Origin of the sequence: Flagellimonas hymeniacidonis (assembly GCF_008040165.1) — a bacterium.
Classification (GTDB): domain Bacteria; phylum Bacteroidota; class Bacteroidia; order Flavobacteriales; family Flavobacteriaceae; genus Flagellimonas; species Flagellimonas hymeniacidonis.
In genome coordinates this window covers 1,298,013-1,318,185 of sequence record NZ_VRUR01000002.1, presented here as the reverse complement: position 1 = coordinate 1,318,185, position 20,173 = coordinate 1,298,013, and the positions used below count along the sequence as shown (strand labels likewise).

The 20,173-nt window shown below is 37.0% G+C and carries 23 protein-coding genes; 7 read left to right on the top strand and 16 right to left on the bottom strand.

Annotated elements, in window-relative coordinates; genetic code table 11:
• Positions 1–23: 23 nt before the first annotated feature.
• Both FVB32_RS14905 and FVB32_RS17790 read left to right on the top strand, forming a co-directional pair.
• Positions 24–605 (top strand): RNA polymerase sigma factor, encoded by a 582-nt coding sequence (locus FVB32_RS14905; RefSeq protein WP_147744626.1) that lies wholly within the window; start codon positions 24–26, stop codon positions 603–605.
• A 72-nt stretch (positions 606–677) separates the two neighbouring features.
• Positions 678–821, top strand: coding sequence for a hypothetical protein (locus FVB32_RS17790; protein WP_187269593.1), 144 nt, complete (start codon positions 678–680; stop codon positions 819–821).
• A gap of 31 nt (positions 822–852) precedes the next feature.
• Here FVB32_RS17790 and FVB32_RS14900 read toward each other — a convergent pair whose 3' ends face one another.
• Positions 853–1,515, bottom strand: a complete 663-nt coding sequence (locus FVB32_RS14900; protein ID WP_147744625.1) for an endonuclease III domain-containing protein — start codon at positions 1,513–1,515, stop codon at positions 853–855.
• Positions 1,516–1,570: 55 nt separating this feature from the next.
• On the opposite strand from FVB32_RS14900, the gene bcp reads away from it, so the two are divergent.
• Entirely contained in the window at positions 1,571–2,023 is a 453-nt protein-coding gene (bcp, locus tag FVB32_RS14895; protein ID WP_147744624.1) for a thioredoxin-dependent thiol peroxidase, read from the top strand.
• 71 nt (positions 2,024–2,094) lie between these two features.
• Here bcp and FVB32_RS14890 read toward each other — a convergent pair whose 3' ends face one another.
• On the bottom strand, positions 2,095–3,552 hold the full coding sequence (locus tag FVB32_RS14890; RefSeq protein WP_147744623.1) for a TonB-dependent receptor: 1,458 nt from the start codon (positions 3,550–3,552) through the stop codon (positions 2,095–2,097).
• A gap of 87 nt (positions 3,553–3,639) precedes the next feature.
• Here FVB32_RS14890 and FVB32_RS14885 point away from each other — a divergent pair, with 87 nt between their 5' ends.
• The 3 genes from FVB32_RS14885 to FVB32_RS14875 all read left to right on the top strand — a co-directional run bounded on the left by FVB32_RS14885 (position 3,640) and on the right by FVB32_RS14875 (position 5,234).
• Complete coding sequence (locus tag FVB32_RS14885; protein ID WP_147745078.1) at positions 3,640–4,404, top strand: MBL fold metallo-hydrolase; 765 nt, start codon at positions 3,640–3,642, stop codon at positions 4,402–4,404.
• 5 nt (positions 4,405–4,409) lie between these two features.
• A complete protein-coding gene (locus tag FVB32_RS14880; RefSeq protein ID WP_147744622.1) occupies positions 4,410–4,904 on the top strand; it encodes a hydrolase in 495 nt (164 codons plus the stop codon).
• A gap of 147 nt (positions 4,905–5,051) precedes the next feature.
• Complete coding sequence (locus tag FVB32_RS14875) at positions 5,052–5,234, top strand: hypothetical protein (protein ID WP_147744621.1); 183 nt, start codon at positions 5,052–5,054, stop codon at positions 5,232–5,234.
• A gap of 81 nt (positions 5,235–5,315) precedes the next feature.
• Here FVB32_RS14875 and FVB32_RS14870 read toward each other — a convergent pair whose 3' ends face one another.
• The 14 genes from FVB32_RS14870 to FVB32_RS14805 all read right to left on the bottom strand — a co-directional run bounded on the left by FVB32_RS14870 (position 5,316) and on the right by FVB32_RS14805 (position 18,798).
• A complete protein-coding gene (locus tag FVB32_RS14870) occupies positions 5,316–5,672 on the bottom strand; it encodes a hypothetical protein (RefSeq protein WP_147744620.1) in 357 nt (118 codons plus the stop codon).
• A 230-nt stretch (positions 5,673–5,902) separates the two neighbouring features.
• Positions 5,903–6,562: an alpha/beta hydrolase gene (locus FVB32_RS14865; RefSeq protein WP_147744619.1), complete on the bottom strand. Its 660-nt coding sequence runs from the start codon at positions 6,560–6,562 to the stop codon at positions 5,903–5,905.
• A gap of 9 nt (positions 6,563–6,571) precedes the next feature.
• Positions 6,572–6,895 carry a hypothetical protein gene (locus tag FVB32_RS14860; RefSeq protein ID WP_147744618.1) on the bottom strand — a complete coding sequence of 108 codons (324 nt, stop codon included), beginning with the start codon at positions 6,893–6,895 and terminating at the stop codon, positions 6,572–6,574.
• A gap of 3 nt (positions 6,896–6,898) precedes the next feature.
• Positions 6,899–8,152, bottom strand: coding sequence for a dihydroorotase (locus tag FVB32_RS14855; protein ID WP_147744617.1), 1,254 nt, complete (start codon positions 8,150–8,152; stop codon positions 6,899–6,901).
• Positions 8,149–10,071, bottom strand: a complete 1,923-nt coding sequence (locus FVB32_RS14850) for a BatA domain-containing protein (protein ID WP_147744616.1) — start codon at positions 10,069–10,071, stop codon at positions 8,149–8,151. The genes FVB32_RS14855 and FVB32_RS14850 overlap by 4 nt, the downstream gene beginning before the upstream one ends.
• A 91-nt stretch (positions 10,072–10,162) precedes the next feature.
• Positions 10,163–11,170 carry a glycosyltransferase family 2 protein gene (locus tag FVB32_RS14845; RefSeq protein ID WP_147744615.1) on the bottom strand — a complete coding sequence of 336 codons (1,008 nt, stop codon included), beginning with the start codon at positions 11,168–11,170 and terminating at the stop codon, positions 10,163–10,165.
• Between the two features lie 39 nt (positions 11,171–11,209).
• Positions 11,210–11,623 carry a hypothetical protein gene (locus tag FVB32_RS14840; protein ID WP_147744614.1) on the bottom strand — a complete coding sequence of 138 codons (414 nt, stop codon included), beginning with the start codon at positions 11,621–11,623 and terminating at the stop codon, positions 11,210–11,212.
• Positions 11,607–12,563, bottom strand: coding sequence for a homocysteine S-methyltransferase family protein (locus FVB32_RS14835; protein WP_147744613.1), 957 nt, complete (start codon positions 12,561–12,563; stop codon positions 11,607–11,609). Before FVB32_RS14835 ends, FVB32_RS14840 begins: the two co-directional genes overlap by 17 nt.
• Before the next feature lie 15 nt (positions 12,564–12,578).
• A complete protein-coding gene (locus FVB32_RS14830) occupies positions 12,579–13,346 on the bottom strand; it encodes a sterol desaturase family protein (protein WP_222707967.1) in 768 nt (255 codons plus the stop codon).
• Positions 13,347–13,433: 87 nt separating this feature from the next.
• Entirely contained in the window at positions 13,434–15,212 is a 1,779-nt protein-coding gene (locus FVB32_RS14825) for a tetratricopeptide repeat protein (RefSeq protein WP_147744612.1), read from the bottom strand.
• Between the two features lie 87 nt (positions 15,213–15,299).
• Entirely contained in the window at positions 15,300–15,995 is a 696-nt protein-coding gene (locus FVB32_RS14820; protein ID WP_147744611.1) for an SGNH/GDSL hydrolase family protein, read from the bottom strand.
• A gap of 73 nt (positions 15,996–16,068) precedes the next feature.
• Positions 16,069–16,662: a hypothetical protein gene (locus tag FVB32_RS14815; RefSeq protein WP_246139896.1), complete on the bottom strand. Its 594-nt coding sequence runs from the start codon at positions 16,660–16,662 to the stop codon at positions 16,069–16,071.
• Positions 16,663–16,683: 21 nt separating this feature from the next.
• Positions 16,684–17,289: a carboxymuconolactone decarboxylase family protein gene (locus FVB32_RS14810; RefSeq protein WP_147744610.1), complete on the bottom strand. Its 606-nt coding sequence runs from the start codon at positions 17,287–17,289 to the stop codon at positions 16,684–16,686.
• Between the two features lie 21 nt (positions 17,290–17,310).
• Positions 17,311–18,798, bottom strand: a complete 1,488-nt coding sequence (locus FVB32_RS14805; RefSeq protein ID WP_147744609.1) for a S10 family peptidase — start codon at positions 18,796–18,798, stop codon at positions 17,311–17,313.
• Positions 18,799–18,938: 140 nt separating this feature from the next.
• On the opposite strand from FVB32_RS14805, the gene FVB32_RS14800 reads away from it, so the two are divergent.
• Positions 18,939–20,078, top strand: a complete 1,140-nt coding sequence (locus FVB32_RS14800) for a Gfo/Idh/MocA family protein (protein WP_147744608.1) — start codon at positions 18,939–18,941, stop codon at positions 20,076–20,078.
• Positions 20,079–20,173: the final 95 nt, after the last annotated feature.

The window sequence follows — 20,173 nt, the reverse complement described above, 5'->3', positions numbered from 1 at the left end:
TTTTAACCAAAAAAGTAATTTGTATGGAACTACAGATTGATGACTCAATATTAGTAAAGAACTACATTGCCGGAAACGAAAAGTCTCTTGAAGTTTTAATAAACAGGCATAACCAAAGAATTTCCAGTTTTATTTATTCTAAAGTATTGGACAGAGATGTTGCAGAAGACATCTTTCAAGATACCTTTATAAAAGTAATTAAAACGCTTAAAAGGGGTTCTTATAGTGAGGAAGGTAAGTTTTTGCCTTGGGTAATGCGAATAGCGCACAACCTAATTATAGATTACTTTCGCAAAAACAAGCGAATGCCAAAATTTGAAGGCAGCGATGATTTCAACATCTTTTCAGTCATCAAGGATGAGAAATTAAATGCTGAAAAACAAATCATCAAAGATCAAATAGATAGTGATTTATCGCTTTTGATTGATGAATTGCCTGAAGATCAGAAGGAAGTTTTGGTGATGCGAATCTATAAGGATATGAGTTTTAAAGAGATATCCGAAAATACAGGGGTAAGTATTAATACTGCATTAGGTAGAATGCGATACGCCCTCATTAACCTTAGAAAGATAGTAGACCGCAATAATATCGTTTTAACGAATTAATCTGCATTAGGTCGAACATAGCAATATTTCCATATTAGCGGCGTTATCTAATTGTAACATTAATGCTAGAATATGGAAAACATTTACTCTGAAGAACAAGAAACCGTTAAAACGGTAAAAGCTAGACGAGAAACAGTTGATTTCTTGCTTAGCTACTCTAAATCGATTCGTGTAGTTGATTACAAAAGACACAAATTTGAAGTAACGTTGAATTAACAACTTCAAAAAGAACTAAAAAGAGCCGCAATTAGCGGCTCTTTTTAGTTTTATGGTATTCATTAAGAACAGTTTTTCTTCCGATTGTACTTGTAATGATATCTTTTTCCAAATCCCAACCTCTAGCAGGAGAGTATTCCCTCCCGTACCAAATCATCTGTAAATGTAGATTATTCCAAATTTCTTTTGGAAATAATCGTTTTGCATCCTTTTCTGTCTGCACTACGTTTTTACCATTGCTAAAGCCCCATCTATACATAAGCCTATGGATATGGGTATCAACGGGAAAAGCAGGAATTCCAAAAGCTTGTGAAACTACAACACTGGCTGTTTTATGTCCAACCGCTGGCAATTCTTCCAATAGTTCAATTTCTTTTGGCACTTCGCCCTTGTACTTGTCAATCAAGATTTGGGAAAGTCCATGAATTCCTTTGGATTTCATTGGGGACAGCCCTACAGGTCTAATAATTTCTCGTATCTCCTCTACGCTAAGCCTTACCATAGAATATGGATTGTCCGCCCTTTCAAAAAGTAAGGGGGTAATCTTATTTACGCGCACATCTGTACTCTGTGCAGACATGAGCACTGCAATTAATAATGTATAGGGATCCTTATGATCTAATGGTATGGGTATTTTTGGATAAAGTTCATCCAAAGTTTTAATTGTAAAATTAATTTTGTCCTGTTTAGTCATTTTTGTTTAACTTTATAAAAAAATAATTAAACAATATAACAAAGATTGAATTCATATGAATATGCTAAAAGTAGGGGATAAAGTACCTGAATTTTCTTCAAAAGACCAAGATGGAAATACGATTAATCTTAGCGATTACAAAGGTAAAAGATTAGCTGTTTTTTTCTATCCCCGTGCCAATACTCCAGGATGCACTGCAGAGGCCTGTAATTTGAGGGATAACTATGAACTCTTACAAGAACAAGGCTATGAAATTTTAGGAGTAAGTGAAGATTCACAGAAAAAACAAACCAATTTCAGAAACAAATTTAACTTTCAATATCCCTTATTGGCAGATGAAGACCATACTGTAATTGAAACTTTTGGAGTTTGGGGGCCTAAAAAATTTATGGGAAGGGAGTATGATGGACTGCACAGAACCACATTTGTTATTAACGGGGACGGAATCATAGAAAAAGTGATAGAAAAAGTAAAGACTAAAGATCATGCTGCACAGCTATTGAGCTAAACACTAACTCAACTATGCAGAAAAGGCACCTTCCTAATGGAAGAGTGCCTTTTTCATTTATGGAAATTGGTTTATGCCTTTTCTTTTGGAGCAAGCTGTTTTTTGGCAAATAGTTGCTTTTCTTTAATCATTTCAGAAATCCCTTCTGGCAGCATTTCTTCCCAACCATCTTCGCCATTGGTAATTCGTTTTAAGACGTCTCTGGAGAAAATATGCATAATGTCTGGATCATAATCAATAATATCCATAACCTTTCCATTATACTTAAAGAATTTATATAGTTCCTTCATTCTTGGATGGACCTTTACATTATTACTGGTCATAATTTGCCCAGTAGCTGCATCCTTCATTGGGTATAGGTACACTTTTAAGTCTTTAAAGAACAGTTTCCCAAAAGCCTCAAGAATTCCACCACTTAAATGTCTATAGTATTTCTCATCAAAAACATCAACCAAATTATTGACCCCCATGGTAAGGCCAATTTTTGCTTTGGTATAGTTGTTAAAGTATTCCACCAGCTTATAGTATTCCTGAAATTTAGAAATCAATACCGTATGGCCCAACGAACTTAGAAGCTCTGCCCGATCCATAAAGTCACGTTCATCAATTTCTCCAGATGCTTTAAGATTAGAAAGTGTGATCTCGAAAACCACAATAGTGTTTTCATATTCTACGGTCTGTTCCCTGATAAATATGTCGTAGGACTTTTGGAACATATCCATATTTACCTTTGTAACAGGCCTAAAACTTCCTCGTAAAGCCAGGATGTTCTTTTTGTACAGTACGGAAGCTGGCAATAAATTATTCCCATCTGGGCCAAACATCACAGCGTCTGTCATATCATTTCTAATAAGCTGAAGACTCATTAACCTGTTATCCACATCTTTAAAATGAGGCCCTGTAAAATTGACCATGTCAATCTCTATGGTGTCCTTATCAATATGATCGTATAGGTATTTTAAAAGCTTCTTCGGCTTGTGGTTTTTGAAAAAAGCTCCATAAATAAGATTAACTCCCAATGTGCCCAAAGTCTCTTGCTGTAACCTTGCTTCGGTTTGCTTAAAACGAATATGAAGCACAATTTCATCATATTCCTTTTGTTTTGGATCCAATTGAAACCGAATACCGATCCATCCGTGTCCTTTGTATCGTTTTGAAAAATCAATGGTGGCAACAGTATTGGCAAAAGAAAAGAATAAATAATCTGGATTATTTTCGCGACCAATACGTTCTTCGACCAACTGCATTTCATGGGCAAGCATGCGCTTCAGTCTTGCTTGTGTTACATACCTACCGTCATCTTCCACACCATAAATAGCATCACTAAAAGACTTGTCGTAGGCACTCATGGCCTTTGCAATGGTTCCTGAGGCACCTCCAGCCCTAAAAAACTGTCTGGCAGTCTCTTGTCCAGCACCTATTTCTGCAAAGGTTCCATAGATGTTTGGATTCAAATTAATTCTTAATGTTTTTGCCTTGATTGAAGGAATATTTTCAAAAGGATTTTTATTGCTGGATGCAGTGGACATAGCCTGGTTTTTATATAAACAAAGTTACACTCTTCATCAAATCTATTAAATAAATAAGTTATAATTTTGATTTTAATGGATGATATGATGACCATTACTTTTTTAGGGACCGGAACATCGCAGGGAATCCCTGTAATTGGCAGTAAACATCCAGTATGTTTGAGTAAGGATCCAAGAGACAAAAGACTCAGGGTTTCCGTTTTAATCTCATGGAAAGAATATAATTATATTATTGATTGCGGACCTGATTTTAGACAGCAAATACTATCGAATCCAATACCTAAGTTAGATGGCATCCTTTTTACCCATGAACATGCAGACCATACAGCTGGAATAGATGACATTCGACCATTTTTTTTCAGACAAGGGGATATCCCAATTTACGCTCATGAAAGAGTGGTAGATTCTTTAAAAAGAAGATTCGATTATATTTTTGCTGATGAAAATAGATATCCAGGTGCCCCCGCGGTCACTATAAACCAGATTGTAAACAATCAACCTATTACATTGGGAGATTTGGATGTATTGCCAATTGAAGCGTATCACAACAGACTTCAGGTTTTTGGTTTTCGATTTCAAGATTTTGTCTACCTCACGGATATAAAGCGAATGGATGATAATGAGATTCAAAAAATTATTGGTACTAAAGTATTGGTGGTAAATGCTTTAAGGGAAGAAGCCCATCATTCGCACTTTAACCTTGAAGAAGCCTTGGCTTTTGCTGAAACTGTTGGTGCAGAAAAAACCTATTTCACCCATATTAGCCATATGCTGGGTTTTCATGAAGAGGTGGAAAAAAAATTACCTAAAAATGTATTTTTGGCCTACGATAATTTACAATTGAAGATTTAAGAAACATGAAAAATAAAATATTCCTTTACCTTTTTGTATTTGCAGCCCTTATAGTGTTATACCAATTTATAAGTGCAGGCAAATTTGAAAAAGCTGTAAACGCAGATGTTGGAGACTTAAAAAAAGAAATCGCTGTTTTGAAAGATTCGCTTCAACAGTCCCAACTTAAAATATTGGATATTCAATACTTTTCTTTGGAGAATAATGACGATGCTTTAGCATATTATGATCACCTAAATTTAAAAGCCCCTGCCCGTTATATTGAGGATAAGCTTTTGGAAACCAATGAAAGTAAGGGAAATAACCCATTAGTACCCTATGATGGAATGGAAAGTGATTTTAAAATAAATAAAATCAATGTTTTAAACCATAAATGGATTCTGGCTGATTTTTCAGATGGAAAGTATTGGGGCGATTTGGTCATCAAATACGAACTTAAAGATGACCTTGGTATTGATTTCACATTACTGGATCACTTGTTGTACACCCGAAGTAACTAAAGAAGTTATCATCCTGAGCTTGTCAAAGGAAAGACTAGGTATTTTTGCGAAAAAATAAGAATTGCACTTATCGGGATTGTATATGATTTGTAGCGGTGTGGCGGCCAGCGACAAAAGCCAGCGCTCCGGTTTTGCTACGTTTCGGTTATGTCCGATGGAGTAATTTACGATTTTTCTGAAACACAAAACATTCAACTGAGAAATAGGAGTGAAGGCTTGGCGGGGATTACGCTCGCACTCCTAACGATGCTCGCTAGTCGTTACTATTCTGATGCCGGACTGTTTCTTATATCGAGCGCAGAGGCCGCTAGCACGTTTTATTCCGAGTAGCTCGATGATTCTTCTGAAAACAGATCGTCCTTTTAACCAACTAGCTAAGCTATAAATTATATACGTTGTTGTGCATAGTATTTATTGCATCTCTTCAATTAATATAAGTTTGTATTGTAGCGTGTCCTTTTGTTGAATAATATAAAAACTCCTTTCTCCTTTCCGTTTATATAGACGGTAAGGAGTCCAAGCATACGCATAATATAAGTCATCCCTTTCTGCGTACTTTTCATTATGTGCTTCTGAAATTAATGGACAAAATGATAAGAAGAGATATTTATCATTAATTATGCTTCCGCCTCGACTGTTCACGTGAGTTCTGACATCTAAATCTAATTCAGTTGAGATTGTCACTTTTTCATACTTATCATAAGGATTTTTGCATCCATTAAGTACCAACAAAAAGATTACAACCAGAATTTTCTTTACGATTCTCATAAAAATTATTGTAATGATTTAGTAAGTTCTAACGAAAATTAATTTTATCATTTTCTTTTGATCTTCTGAATATTATGCACAACAATTAAGATATGGTCCGTTTCAATGGACTATATCGACTGATAAGTGAAGTTCGGGAAATTTAACTTAAGATTCAAGGACCAATTAATGAATGTTGCTTGTGGATTGATACAGGTTTTTTGGAAATCCTTAATAAGAGTTAACTATAACTAAATGTGTTTACTTAACCAATCCCTAAAAGAATAAAAGTTTTGCTGAGAGACGCCATGACCTATGGGAAACTCTTCGTATTTGTGATTGATATTTAATTTTTCAAGAAAATCTGGAGTTTTTTGGGCCCATTCCAAAGGAATTACCTGATCGACCTGCCCATGGGAAGCATAAATGTTCAGTTTACTGTGACTTTTGCTTTCATACCCCTCCAATAAAATGTCTTTATTAATATATCCACTAAGAGCAATCACGTTTTTAAATCTTTCAGGAAAGGAAAGTGCGGTTGCATAACTAAGAATGGTTCCCTGGCTAAAGCCTAAAAGTGTAATATTCTCTTCATCTAGGTTATATAACTTTATGGCTTCCTCAATAAAGACCATTATTTTATCTCTAGAAGCTTTAGCTTGCTCATTATCGCTCCATTTGCCTTGTTCCGCATCAAAATTAATAGCATACCAAGCATGACCGAAAGGATCTAGGTCATAAGGTGCTCTTACAGAAATAACGATCAGTTCTTGTGGGAGCTCCGAGGCAAATGAGAATAAATCTTCTTCATTGCTACCATACCCGTGAAACATAAATAATGCAGGATTTTTTTCCTTTTGAATGGTAGCAGGGCGAATGAGATACTCTAAAGATAATGGGGTGGGGGACATCAGATTAAATTATGAAATAAAGGTAAACCATTTTTGAAAATACTTACCAAGTACTGGGAGCAATTGTTGCTTTTGAGTACCAGCGCCCACCAGTCCAAAAATCCAGCTAGCGAGGTATATTACCCAAAGAACTGTCCATCCAGAGTTGACCCCTGAATAGTTTAAGAAAATGGAAAAAGCATGATAAAGCAGGTGAATTCCAAATGCTTGCCGAATATGAAAACGGGCAAAAGAGTTCTTTGGCTCCACGTTCATAGTAATGGCAATCAGACATCCTACAATGGTGATGTAACTAATGATCGCTGTGGTTTTCCCAGAATTTGATTTGGCCAATGGTTATATTAAGATTTGATTATTATTAATTATTCCGTAAACCTTGCCCTTTTGCGGAGTTCCCAAAAACATACTGTTTTTTGAAGTGGAAAGAATATTTTCCAAGCTAAATGTCGTTTCCTGGTTAGGATCAAATAGCGTTAGGCATGCTTGTTGGCCTTCTTCCAATACTGGAGCTTGTAGACCAAAACGCTCATGCCCTTTGGTTAAAAATGAAATAGTTTCCTCCAAATGAAAGAGTTGATTTAAGCTTCCAAAAGCAGATTCCAAACCAATGGTGCCATCTACAGCATTGTCAAATTCAACTCTTTTCTCTTCAATATCAATGGGCATATGATCAGATGTGACATAATCAATACTGCCATCTTTTAAGCCTTTAATCAATGCTTTATTATCCGATTTGCTACGCAGTGGTGGGGATACTTTATAGTTGGAGTTGAATGTTGTAAGGGTCTCATCAGTAAACATAAGATTGTGAATGGACACGCTACAACTCACATCTAATCCTTTCTTTTTGGCATTTGCAATCAACTTCACTGAATTTGCCGATGAAATGGTTGGGATATGCAATTTTCCTCCCGTGTATTCCAAAATAAAGAGATCTCTAGAAATTCGAAGCTCCTCTGCCAAGGCAGGGATTCCTTTAAGGCCTAGCTTTGTGGAAACTTCCCCCTCATGTACGATACCCTTTCCAATAATTTGCCCGTCCTGGGCAAAAGAGTAAATCAACCCTTCAAAGTTTTGCGCATATAGTAAAGCAATTTTTAAAAGGTTAGGATTGGAAATTTCCCTTTTAAAATCGTAGAAAGCTACTGCACCGGCATTCTTCATATCAAAAAGTTCCGCAAGATCCCTTCCGTCAGATTTGGTGGTAAGGCACCCAAGCGGATGTAAATTTGTGCTCTTGCCCTTTGCCCGTTCTCTTAAAAAGACAATGTCCGAACTTGAATCGGGCAAGGGATTAGTATTTGGATTAAGAATGATATCGGTAAAACCACTTTGTCCGGCAACATGTATTCCGTTATCTATCGTTTCACGTTCCTCAAAACCGGGCTCTCCAAAACTTACACTACTATCCAGCCAACCTAAGGAAACATGAAGGTTTGTGTGCTCCAATGATTTTATGTTGGATGGTTGCTCAATAGTTGCCGCAATTTTTTCAATAACCCCATTTTTAATAAGAATGTCCCGCTTTTTTAAATGTATAGCCTTGTTTTTGGGGTACACTATTTTTGCAGATTTTAGCAGAATGTTCATGTAATGAATTTTTGAATAATCACTTCAATAAGCGCAAGAAGCAGCGCTAAAATAACAAACCATTTCCAATAAGCAGCAATGCTGTTTTCCTCTTCCAGCGATTCAAAAAGAGCGGTAATCGAATCCTGGGTACTAATATTCCCCAGGCTTTCAACATTAAAATAGTTGAGTTGGCTCTCTTCTCTTGGGTAATTAAAGCTAATTTGCTGTATGGAATCACTTTGATTGTTTATGGAAAAAATACCATCAACGGTAGGGTTGTCATTAAATAGTAGCCTTACTTTTTTTGGATACGCTTGCTGTAAGGGAATAAATTCATACCCTTCTTTGGATACATTCAGTATATTATCACTACCTACTTCAATAGGGATATCGATGGTGTTGGGTTCCCTTAGATTATGATAGATGTTCGATGCTTGTAACCCTAGAACCGCCATATTGTAAAATGTGGGAACAATCAACGGAGAGTTTTTAAAGTTGGAATGCTCATTTTCCAAAGAGGAAGAGAAAAGATAGAAACCATCCCTGCCAGATAAAAAGGGTTCATTTCCTTCAAACGAAAGTATTTTTGGGGCTCGGGTCTGTACTTTAAAATACTCCTTGACCGATGGGTATTGAAAATTGGACACTTCTTTTTCAAAAACATTTTTATATAAAGGATGTTCAAAAGAAATGGAGGTTATCTTTTTGGTTATGGCTAAGTTTTCTAAGAGTTTAGAAGAAAAGAAACCCGTTAAGAATTGGTTGTAAGAATCCAAATCGCTTTCTACAGCTGGTATTACGATTAGTGTACCACCATTAGCTTTAAAAGACCGCAGTGCCTTTTGCAAACTATTGGGAATGGATTTCAAATGATTTAAAACTACAAGATGTTGCTCTGCCAATATGCTGTAATCCAGTTGATTCAAAGGAAAACTTTTAAAGGAAAACTCATCCGAAGGATAAAGTCGCTTTAGAAAAGAATCGTCTGATTCGTTTATTGCCAAAACCTTTATTGTTGGTCTTTTTTGAATATTGAAGAAAAACTGATTATCATATGAAAGGCTATTGTCTGCAATTTGTATTCTACCAAGAATTTCTTGATTGTTAGGAACTGAAAAAGCGACTTCAGCATTACCTCTAGGATTAAATTTTGCAGAAGTTTTAGCTATTAATGTCTCCTTATCATAAAGTGAAATGGGTAAACTTTCATCTTGTAAACCTCCTGAAAGTAATACCGTAAGTGAAGCCTGACTTGATAAATTATCTTGCAGGTATACGGAGTCAATGGCAACATTTTGAGTATTCTGCGGCTGTATAGGAACAAAATGGGAATTCATATTCTTTGCCAGCTCGTCTTTGGTGTTGATTATTCTTTGTTGAAAATCAGAAATCAGGATTAAGTTCTTTACGGAAGCGTCGGACGTAGTGAAAAATGTATTTGCCTTAAGCTGAATATCACCAAGGTTTAATTGTTTATGGGTATAGGGGAGTTCCAGCAAACCATTTTGAATGTCCTTAATCGTTACATTTTTATAACTTTTTTCATTGGTAAAAAGACTGAATTCTTGCTCAGCATCAATATTCTTTATTAAATCCTGAACAGACTTTCGCAATAATGAAAGTCCATTGCTTTTTGCCTGCATACTGAAGGAATCATCTAAGTATATTACGGTTTCCTTTTCTTGTAAAGCAGTATTTGTCGCTGAAAAGGGTTGTGAAAATGCTATTACAATTGAAGCAAGTAGCAAGAGCCTAGTCAACAATAAAAGCCATTTTTTAAGTGAATTGCTCTTTCGGGATTCGGAAACAACTTTTTGTAGCATAGCTACATTGGTAAAAGGTGTTTTCTTAAATCGACGTAATTGAAAAAGATGGATTAAAATAGGAATGGCAAGAAGTACTAAGGCCCAAAGGATTTCTGGATGTTTAAACTGCATTCCCAACTTTGATTAAGCAAATATAGGGATTAATACAGTTTTGATTTGAAGTTTTCCCTGTTAAGAGTTTGGTAATTTTAATTGGGCGTTTTTAGCAAAAGAAGAAATAATCTAGCATCGGCTGTTGGTCTAAACTGAGAAAAAAGCTTCTTATTTCCTTTTGGGCAGCTTCATTTGCTACGGTAACAATGCTTTGAGGGTTTTGCAAGCCTTCCAATGCTTTAAAGTGGACCAGTTCTTTGCCATAAATTTTCTTTCCAATTTTTTTCGGATTATCGCATAGCCAAACAAAGGCAATACCTTGCTCCAATAAGTTTTTGGCAATCGCTTTTCCTTTGAATCCGGCTCCCCAAATCACAAGCGGCCTATCAATATCGTAATCCAGACGTAAAAAGTAATGGAGTTTGATGTCCAAAAAATAATTTTGGGCATAATGTTCATGTGTTCTGGAAGTTCTGCTATCGTAGTCACGCCAAAGGTGCAGTATGTGATTGCATGGGATCACTTTTAGCCCTTTTTCATAAAACCGAAACGTAAGGTCGTAATCCTCGGGATATCTATTGGGTTCAAACGCACCGCAAGCTTCAAAATCTTCTCGTGATACCATCCAACAAGGGGAGGGGATTACGCATTCTTTATAAATTTCAGTGTAATTGGCTCCTTCCTTTGTCAATTGATTCAACCATTTTTCATATTTGGCATACCCATCACTAATGCCCTGATCGGAAAAATATTTTACTTGCCCGACTGCGACATGACCTTTTCCTTTTTCAAGCAAAGACATTGCCATTAGTTGTAAACGCTCTGGTTTCATGATATCATCAGAATCCATTCTGGTAACAAAATGCCCTGTACTTTTTGAATATGCCAATCGAAGTGCGGGTATAATGCCGGCTCCATTATTGGCAAACACCCTGATTCTGGAGTCCTTTTTTGCATAGGACTTTAGCAAATCCAAGCTTGTATCACTGGAATGATCATCAATCGCTAAAACCTCCCAGTTGCTATAGTTCTGATGTTGAATGGAATCCAAACATTCAGAAAGAAAATGTGCTGTGTTTTTAAAGGGAATTAAAATACTGACCTTGGGATATTGCATTGTGCAAATTAACTAAATTCCAAAGGGCGATATACTGTTCTAATCAAAGGGTAAAATATCTGGGTTTATATAACGAACTCTTGCTTCCTCGTTTGAAAAGATATCAATCCCATAATGCTGATCTAACAATTCTTTGAAGGCAATTTTCAGCCTTGGAAACTTGTGCATAAAAGTCTGAAAGTCTGAATTTTGTGACTTCTGCATAAAATGATATACCATTTTGACTGAGGCTACGGTAATGGTAGTATGAAACTTGTCGCCCTTTCCATGTACAAGGTCGAACTGTTTTATGGCTGCACATGTTTTTTTAATTGCTTTTTCAACCCCAAATTCTTTAATATAGTACCATGCCAGTCTTAGATGAGCTCCATGATTAAAAAGTGATGGCTCTAGACTACAATCTTCAAACTTCTGCACAAATTCTGTATCGTTAAGCTCAAAATGACTTTTCATGCCTGATCTCTTTAAAAAGTTTACTGCAAATGGCTTCAATATGGGAACTATCCGTCCCGCAACATCCACCAAAAACGTTGAGATTTGGCAAAATTTCTTTTAGGGTGGCATACCAATTGGATAATTCTATCTTATCACCAGATTCTAACACATTTGAATTGTCAAGTTCTTCGTGACTTTTACATGAGGCGTTTGCTCTTATTCCCATAATCCTCTCCCTCCAATTGGATTTTGGCTTTAATTGATCCACAAAGTGAGAGGGGTGTGCGCAATTCACCATATAGTAGCTAGGGTAGTAATCAGTTTCCTTATCTATGGTATCGATTACTTCTTGGAGGCTTTCACCACTTGGAAGCCTTCCATCCATTTCTGTAGTCCATGAAATAACCACAGGGAGCCCTTTTTCTTTTGCAGCCTTGACGATACCCATGCCTTCTGCAAGGTAATTTACGGTAATCCCGGTAACATGGTCAACTCCAGCTTTTTTAAAGGCTTCAATCTGCTGTATGTGGTATTGTTTTGCCTCCTTGGCGCTCATCACCTCAATTATGCTGTATCCATCAAAACGGGGACCCACACAACCGCTAATCAATATTTCATTTACCTTGTTTTTATACGCATCCTTAAGTGTATTCAATACGGCAATCGATTTTATGTTAATTGCCTCAAGTTCCTTTGTGGAATACCCCAATTTATAAGCCCAATCGTAGTTAGCCCTCCATGTCGGACTTTCTAAAATGAACCCCGTACCATATTGTCTTGCTAATTCCAGATATCGTCTATAGTAATTTAAAACAACATTGGTATGTTGGATATTATTCAATGTGACAAAGGCCGCAAAATGGGGTAAATCAATATTATGATGAAAAATCAGTTCTGTTTCAAGTCCTCCATCGGTCAACATTGGACCCATGAATGGTACATTTTTATCAAAATCCATAACACCTTTGTTTTGTTACTTGTTAACATCTTTAAATGTTATCATATCCCAAACTTTGGCTGATGCTCCATGATAAAATCCCGTTTCGTGTTCGTATTTGGCAGGATTTTTAAAAGTGCCGAAAATGATATCAAAAAGTGGAATATCTGAATAATTATAGCCATGTATTCCTTTAGCATGATGCACAGTATGCGCTTCGGGTCTTTGAATAATGTATCCTATCCAAGCTGGTGTTTTGATGTTACTATGTTGAAAGATTCCTAAGAATGTGGTGATTAGAATAAATAAGGTTGATGCTTCTGCAGTGAAACCGGCTATTACGACCAGGCATAGACTACCTAGAAATGTGAACCCTATCATATCCATTGGACTGAAATAAAAGGCGCCATAGCTATCCATTCGCTCTGCACTATGATGCATTTGATGAAAAACTTTCCATAGCTTATCATTTTTGTGCATGCTTCTATGCCATATATAAAGAGCAAATTCATAAATCATAACCCCTACAAAAGCGCCCCAACCTGTTCCCAGAGCTGTTAAATCAAAAATTTGATAATCTACCAAATATGTATCCCATATAAGCGGGAAATAGGTTGATAAATAAAAGAACACTGCAAAGGAGGTAAGCCCCCGCAACTTCCAATGTTTCATTTTTGGGAGTTTCCTTGCGGGGAAGAGGCCTTCCCAAAGCATTAACACTCCATACATGATCAATACAATCAGTGAAATTGGATCTACCAAGACCTCCCAAGGATTTGGTAAGTTTTGCAAAATTGTTTCCATTTTTGTCTTTTTATAAGTTTAATGTTGTTATTCAATTATAAAAGCAAAAGTTTTTGCCTCACAATGTAAGGGGGGTACTGTAAGGAACTAAATACTCCACTGATGCGGGGACTCTGGCGCATAGCTGCAGAAGGTCCCTGTTTTTATAGAATTTGAAAGGTGTTTTGCCAGCTGAGGGTGTGCCTTCTCAATTTTTTTGATTGCACTTCGTATACGCCAAGTCACAGCTGATCTTGCTTTTTCCAAGGTAGAGCCAGTATTCCTGGGTTTATTGGCAATGCCCGTTGCCTCTGACAAATGTTTTAGCAATTTTTCATATTCTTCTCTAAGCGTATCAACTTTTATAGCCAGTCCCATTTCTTCAGCATCGGCAATATCTGCTTGTAGAGAGAGAATTCTACTTTTGTAATCTTTTAGAGCTTGTTTGTCAATAAGTTCAGTGCCATCACTATCCAGAACACTACCCATTAGCTCTGTGCAATGAATTTGTTTCTCTGGTTGTTGCAATAGTTTTGCAATATCGTGCAAGCCTTTGGCATCTTTTAGCACTGTAGATTCTTTCATGTACTCCAATTGCCAGATTTCTCCATCAATCTTGAAATTACCTCTAAAAGTAGATTCAGGTTTAGGAAAAGTAACAGAAGCTTTGATGTCATGTCCAGCCATATGTTTCCAAAATGGTTCTAGGTTTGATTTTACCTTGTATGGATTTACCGTTTTTTGCCAGTCCAATGCCTCAAATGTTGTCGGCTCTATTCCTTTATTGATGTTCTTTTTAAACAGGCTGAGGTATTTTTTCCAAAACTGTTGCATTTTATCAAATTCTGAGAGATGATAATAAGCAGCTGATACATAAGCGGCAAAATCTGTCCAAACCGAAGTATTTGTCACCTTTTCTGCAAATTCAACAGATTTGTGAAAATCCCCCAATTCAAAATAAATAAAAGAAGCATATGGAAAGTATACTTCTGGATGAAGTGGGTTTAGGTTTTTGGCTTTTAAAAACAACTTTTCTGCTTCTTTGGCATAGCCAAGATAAACCATGCAAAATGCGATTAGGGTAAGGTTATCTGCATCATTAGGGTTCATTCTGAGCGATTTCCTCAAATAATGCTCAGATTTATCATGGTCTCCTAAGTACAGGAACGTTCTACCTAACACTGCCAAAGAGATATAGTCATTTTCATCAAGTTCAATGGCCTTTAATGCATATTCATGGGCTCCCTTTTGGCTAATATCCCATCGGTCCCAGAGCTGACAACTCCATTCATTAAAATAAGAAAGGGAGATTCCAGTATAGGCCCTTGCAAATTGGGGGTCTATTGCCAATGCAGATTCAAAATGTCCTCGAGCAGCAAGGTCACTTTCAACAGTGCCTTTTTTTAATAGGCTCATTCCCAAAAGCCAATTCTCATATGCCGCTAGTTCAACAGACTCTTTTCGGTATGAGTAGGATAGGAGGTCATGATCAATTTGTTGCTGTAGCACATTGACCATCTGTTGGGTGATAGTATCCTGTGTAGATAAGATGGATTCTAATGTTTCATCATGATTGCCTGCAAAAATAACTTTGTTGTCCCTTGTTCTAATGAGTTGTACACCAATTCTAAAATTATCTCGAAAGGAACGAAAGCTGCCTGTAATGATATAATCGGCACCAAGCTGGGCTACAGATTCTTTTTCAGAAACATCAGATATATTTTGAGTAGAATATTGGGAGATTACGGAAAGCCCTATAAATTTTGAAAAATTGATAATAAGATCTTCTGTGAATCCCAGAATAATGGGACTCATATACACTGCATCTCCAATAATCTTAAAGGGCAATACAGCGATTGTAGTTTCTCTGTTGCTTACTAACTCCACATTGAATTACTTTGTGGGGGGCCTTTAAATCTGCTGATCAAATATACATAAATGCTCCTATTTTATAGGCGAATGAAGCAAAACAGTCTATTTCTGTATAGCTTCTTCGATGGCCTTTTTTGCCAAAACCTCCATTATTTGATACCCTTTTAAAGTAGGATGCACGCCATCTTCTGCCAAAGCTTTGGGAAGCCCATTTCTATCATCGGCCATGGCAGAGAAATAATCAAGATAAATGATCCCTTTATTTTCAGATAAGTCTTTTAGCATTTTATTTAAGGCGGGTATTTTAATGTTAGGTTCCAGACCTGGTCTCCATGAATAATCATATGCAGGAAGAACAGAGCTTACAATTGGGCAAATACCGTTTACTTCCGCTAATTCCACCATGGAAAGAATGTTATCTTTTATCTGTTCCAAGGTCATGGGGCCTGTATTGCCAGCAATATCATTTGTTCCAGCGAGGATTACAACAATTTTTGGTTTCAAATCAATTACATCTTGACGAAATCGTAATACCATTTGTGGCGTAGTTTGTCCACTAATTCCACGATTTACATAGGGGTTGTCCTCAAAAAATGATGGATTAGCAATGGCCCACCCTTCAGTAATCGAATTTCCCATAAAGACTACACGATTTGCGTCTTCTTTTGGCTCCTCGAGCGCTAAATTGGCTTCTTGATACTTTTGTAAGTTTGGCCAATCTCCAGTTTGAGCTTGGGAATTTTTAAAGAAGCTTAAAAGAGAAAACATTGTTAAAATCCCTATTTTAAATTTTACCATTTTAATAATGTATTGATTAAAAGTATGAAATGTAAAATTCACCTTAAAATACTAATTTACGGAAAGAGAAACGCTACCCCTTCTTTTTGGGCGGGGTTATCATAATATGAGCTCTATGTGTTCCAGGATTCATCAACCAAGCATGCCCAGGTGGAGTTGGAGTTGTTGGAAGCCCTGTTGATTCACCGGTTGCGAAGGGAATGTAAAAAACATAGCGTACGTATGGATTTTCAATTTCTTTTGTTTCCTTGTTTATGGTGCCTGTTAAAACACAAAGTGTTGTTTTGTCCGGCATTTTGAGTTTTCCAGATTTCACCTCATTCTCACGGATATCGAAAATTTCTTGAAATTCTTTCCCTTCCGCTTTCAATGCTCTACCTCTTGCCATAAAAGGTTCCAATTCTTTATGGTAAGCTGCAGTAGAGAATTTTTCCTTGCTTGGGTCATGTGCCAATGCAATGTAGTCATTGGAGCCTTCTCTTAAGGTTATAAACTTCCCATCGCTATCATATCCATATACTTTTGCGCCATCTTTATAATCTGAAGGGACAGCCATTATAGCGGTTTTAATTTGCCATTCTTTTGATGGAATCTCTTGTGAATATCCGTTTTGGATAAGTAATGTGAATGCTAAAAACAAAAAGGACATCTTCTTTATAAATTTCATGTTGTAGATTGTTTTATTAAACTAATTATGGTTCCAGTTATTAGGGTCATCACTATTATTGGGAGAAAGTCCTAAGATATCTCCCGTTGTATTGACCCCTAATCCGATTACTGTTCGGTTAACATAGTTAAAATAGCTTGCGACTTGATTTATTTCCAGTATTTGTCCATCAGAAAAACCTACTGATCTTAAAGCTTCAATATCCTTTTCTGTTATGGTATCGTGTGCCAAGGTCAGTTTTTTTGCGTAGTTCATTCCTGCTATATGCTTTGGATCAAAAAAAGTATCCAGGACATTGTTTTCCACAGCTTGTAAAAACTGGTTGGCCTTTGCATCATCTTGCATTAATCTTTTGAATCCTTCAAAATGATGCTTTACGCAATAATCGCACTGATTTAGATAACTCACATAAACCCCGATAGCTTCCAAACACCACTTTGGAAGCTCGTTGTTAGAATTATGGAGTACGTTTTTGTACAAAGCCATATGCCCAATTAGGGAATGTGGCCTTAAACTATGTATAGAAAGCACATTGTCCACATTATTATTAGGACCTTTGACTCTATCGTAGATCTTTTTTAATTGTGTATCCGCATCTGTATAAGGTATTACCTTAATCCAACTCATATTGTGAATTCAAAAATGGAATTAATATTTAGCACTTTTATTACCCACCGCAGTGCGTAAAATAAAACTCCGTAAATCATCATTGGCTTTTTTCAAATCTTCGCGACGTAGGTACATCATATGCCCGCTTCTATAACCTTTAAATTCAAAACGATCCTTCATTCGTCCGCTTGGGTCAACCTGCCACATGGTGTATTTTGCATTAAAATACGTGGTAGCACCATCATAATATCCAGATTGTACCAGAACATTTAAATATGGGTTTTGTGCCATCGCCTGGCGAAGATTATCACGGGTGTTATCATCATCATTATTCCATGGATGCACAGGGCCAAACATGTTATACTTAATATCTGTTTTAAATTTTAACTCCTCTTGAAGGTAATAGTTGATGGCCGGTGTGAAACTATGTAACCAGGAGGTCAACTCAGCAGAATAATCGGGGCTATCACCAAAAAGTTGTTTGTCAATTCCTAGATATCTACTATCTAGTCGCCCTACATTATATCCTCCATTTTCCTTTAATAAGTTTTTCCAAAAGAATTGAGTGGGAACATCCAAATTGTGGTCAATAATGTCCTTTTCCTTTAAACCAGAATAATAGGCCATCTTTTTAGCCACCGAAGAGCGTTCTGCATCAGAAATAAACCCGCCTTTAGCAATAGCAGGAATTAAAGTATTCACCGTATAATTTTCAGATTCTGGCAAAACCTCCAAAAGGTCTTTATTTTGCAATTCAGCGGGAAGCTTTTTATGATGCCAGGCCGCTGCAGTATAGTAGGGGAGGTTGAGCGCGCTGGACACTGGGCCTCCAACCCGAATAACCTTATAATCCGCGGGAGATACCATGATCACACCATTAAGGTACATCCATTGTTGGTTTTGTAAAGCCAAGGAAAGCCCCATAACCCGAGTTCCACCATAACTTTCACCTATGATATATTTGGGAGATTGCCAGCGATTGTTCCTCGTGACAAAAGTGTTTAACCATTCCGCCAGATATTTAACATCGGCATTAATTCCAAAGAATTTTTCCCTATCCACATTCTCCCCTTTTTCGGGAATGGTTCGGGAATAGCCAGTGTTTGCAGGATTCACATAAACAATATCCGTAACGTCCAGTACAGAATATGGATTGTGTTTTACTCCATAGGGCTGTATCGGGTAGCCTTCATCATCTATCTTTAGAACTCTAGGCCCTGTATAAGCAAGATGCATCCAAACAGACCCGGAACCAGGTCCTCCATTAAATGAAATAAGCAATGGACGTTCCGCGCGATTTTTTACATTATTTCTAGTATAATATGTATAGTGCAGGGAAGCAACAGCTTCTCCCATTTCATCCCATACAGGTTGTGTGCCAGTAGTAGCGGTATAGCCAATATTTGTGCCATTAATAGCAACACTGTGCTGGGTGGTCACCGTGGTATCTATTGGTAATTTTCTGTTTTGGGAAAGCGCAATTGTAGCGCATACAAACATGCAAAAGGCAAGCTGATTTTTTTTCATTTTGTGTTGAATTAGTCTGATTTTAAAAGTACATATTTTGCATGACATTATTTATTTGTTCATCAAATTGTAATAGTGTTAAAATCAATAGGGAATCATTTATTTTTAACTTTAATGTCTTGTCACTTAAACCAATCGTTATGAAAAAGCTTTCACGAAGAGATTTTAACGCCACCTTGGCGAAAGGAGCAGCCGGAACTGCATTAATAGCTTCGACTCCACTTGCTTATGCTAAGGAGAATAATCAAAATGCAAAAAAGCTGGGAATTGCCTTAGTAGGTCTTGGGAGTTACAGCACATATCAATTAGCTCCAGCGCTGTTAGAAACAGCACATTGCTATTTGGCTGGAATTGTGACGGGTACCCCAGAAAAAGAACAGGTATGGGCCAATAAATACAATATCCCCAAGAAGAACATTTATAACTATCAAAATTTTGATGACATCGCCAAAAATGATGCTATTGATATAGTCTATGTTGTTCTTCCCAATAGTATGCACGCTGACTTTTCCATTAGAGCTGCCAAAGCGGGAAAACATGTTATTTGTGAAAAACCGATGGCAATGAATGTTGAGGAGTGCGATGCCATTATAGCGGCATGCGAAAAGTATGGAGTAAAATTGGGGATTGGATATAGATTACATTCCGAACCCTATACCAAGGAAATAAAACGTTTGGTGAAAAACAAAAGATTTGGAGCTGTAAACTATATTTCTGCTGATGCTGCCTACCGTTCCATGTCAAATCCGGAGCAATGGCGCTTGGATAAAAAACTTTCGGGAGGCGGTGCATTGATGAATATGGGCGTATATGCTATTCAAAGTGTGATTTATGGTACTGGAGAGAACCCAACTTCTGTTTCGGCACAACAATATAGTACTCGCCCGGAATATTTTAAGGATACGGATGAAACCATTACGGCTCAATTCGAATTTGAAAGTGGTGCCATAGGTACTATTATGACATCGCACAATATAAGGGCCAACAGGCTCTTTGCATCTTGCCAAAATGGTTGGTTCGAATTAGACCCGGCAAGCACTTATATTCCATTAGCCGGGCGAACATCTAAAGGAATACTAGATTTTCCCCAAGAAAGTCAACAAAAATTGCAGATGGATGACTTTGCCAAGCATATTCTATTTAATAGTCCGAATATGGCGCCAGGGGAAATGGGAAAAAGGGATATGGTCATTGTAGAAGCGATATACGAATCCATTTCTAAAGGTGGTCAAAAGATAAAACTGAATTTTACCCCAAATTATGGTTTTGGAGGAAAGTAATTTCCTTGGAGTTTCAAGTATGGCAGTGCTTCCAGAGTTTCTAAAAAATGAAGTTAACCTTAAGCTCAAACTGTAGGAACGTTAATGACACTTAA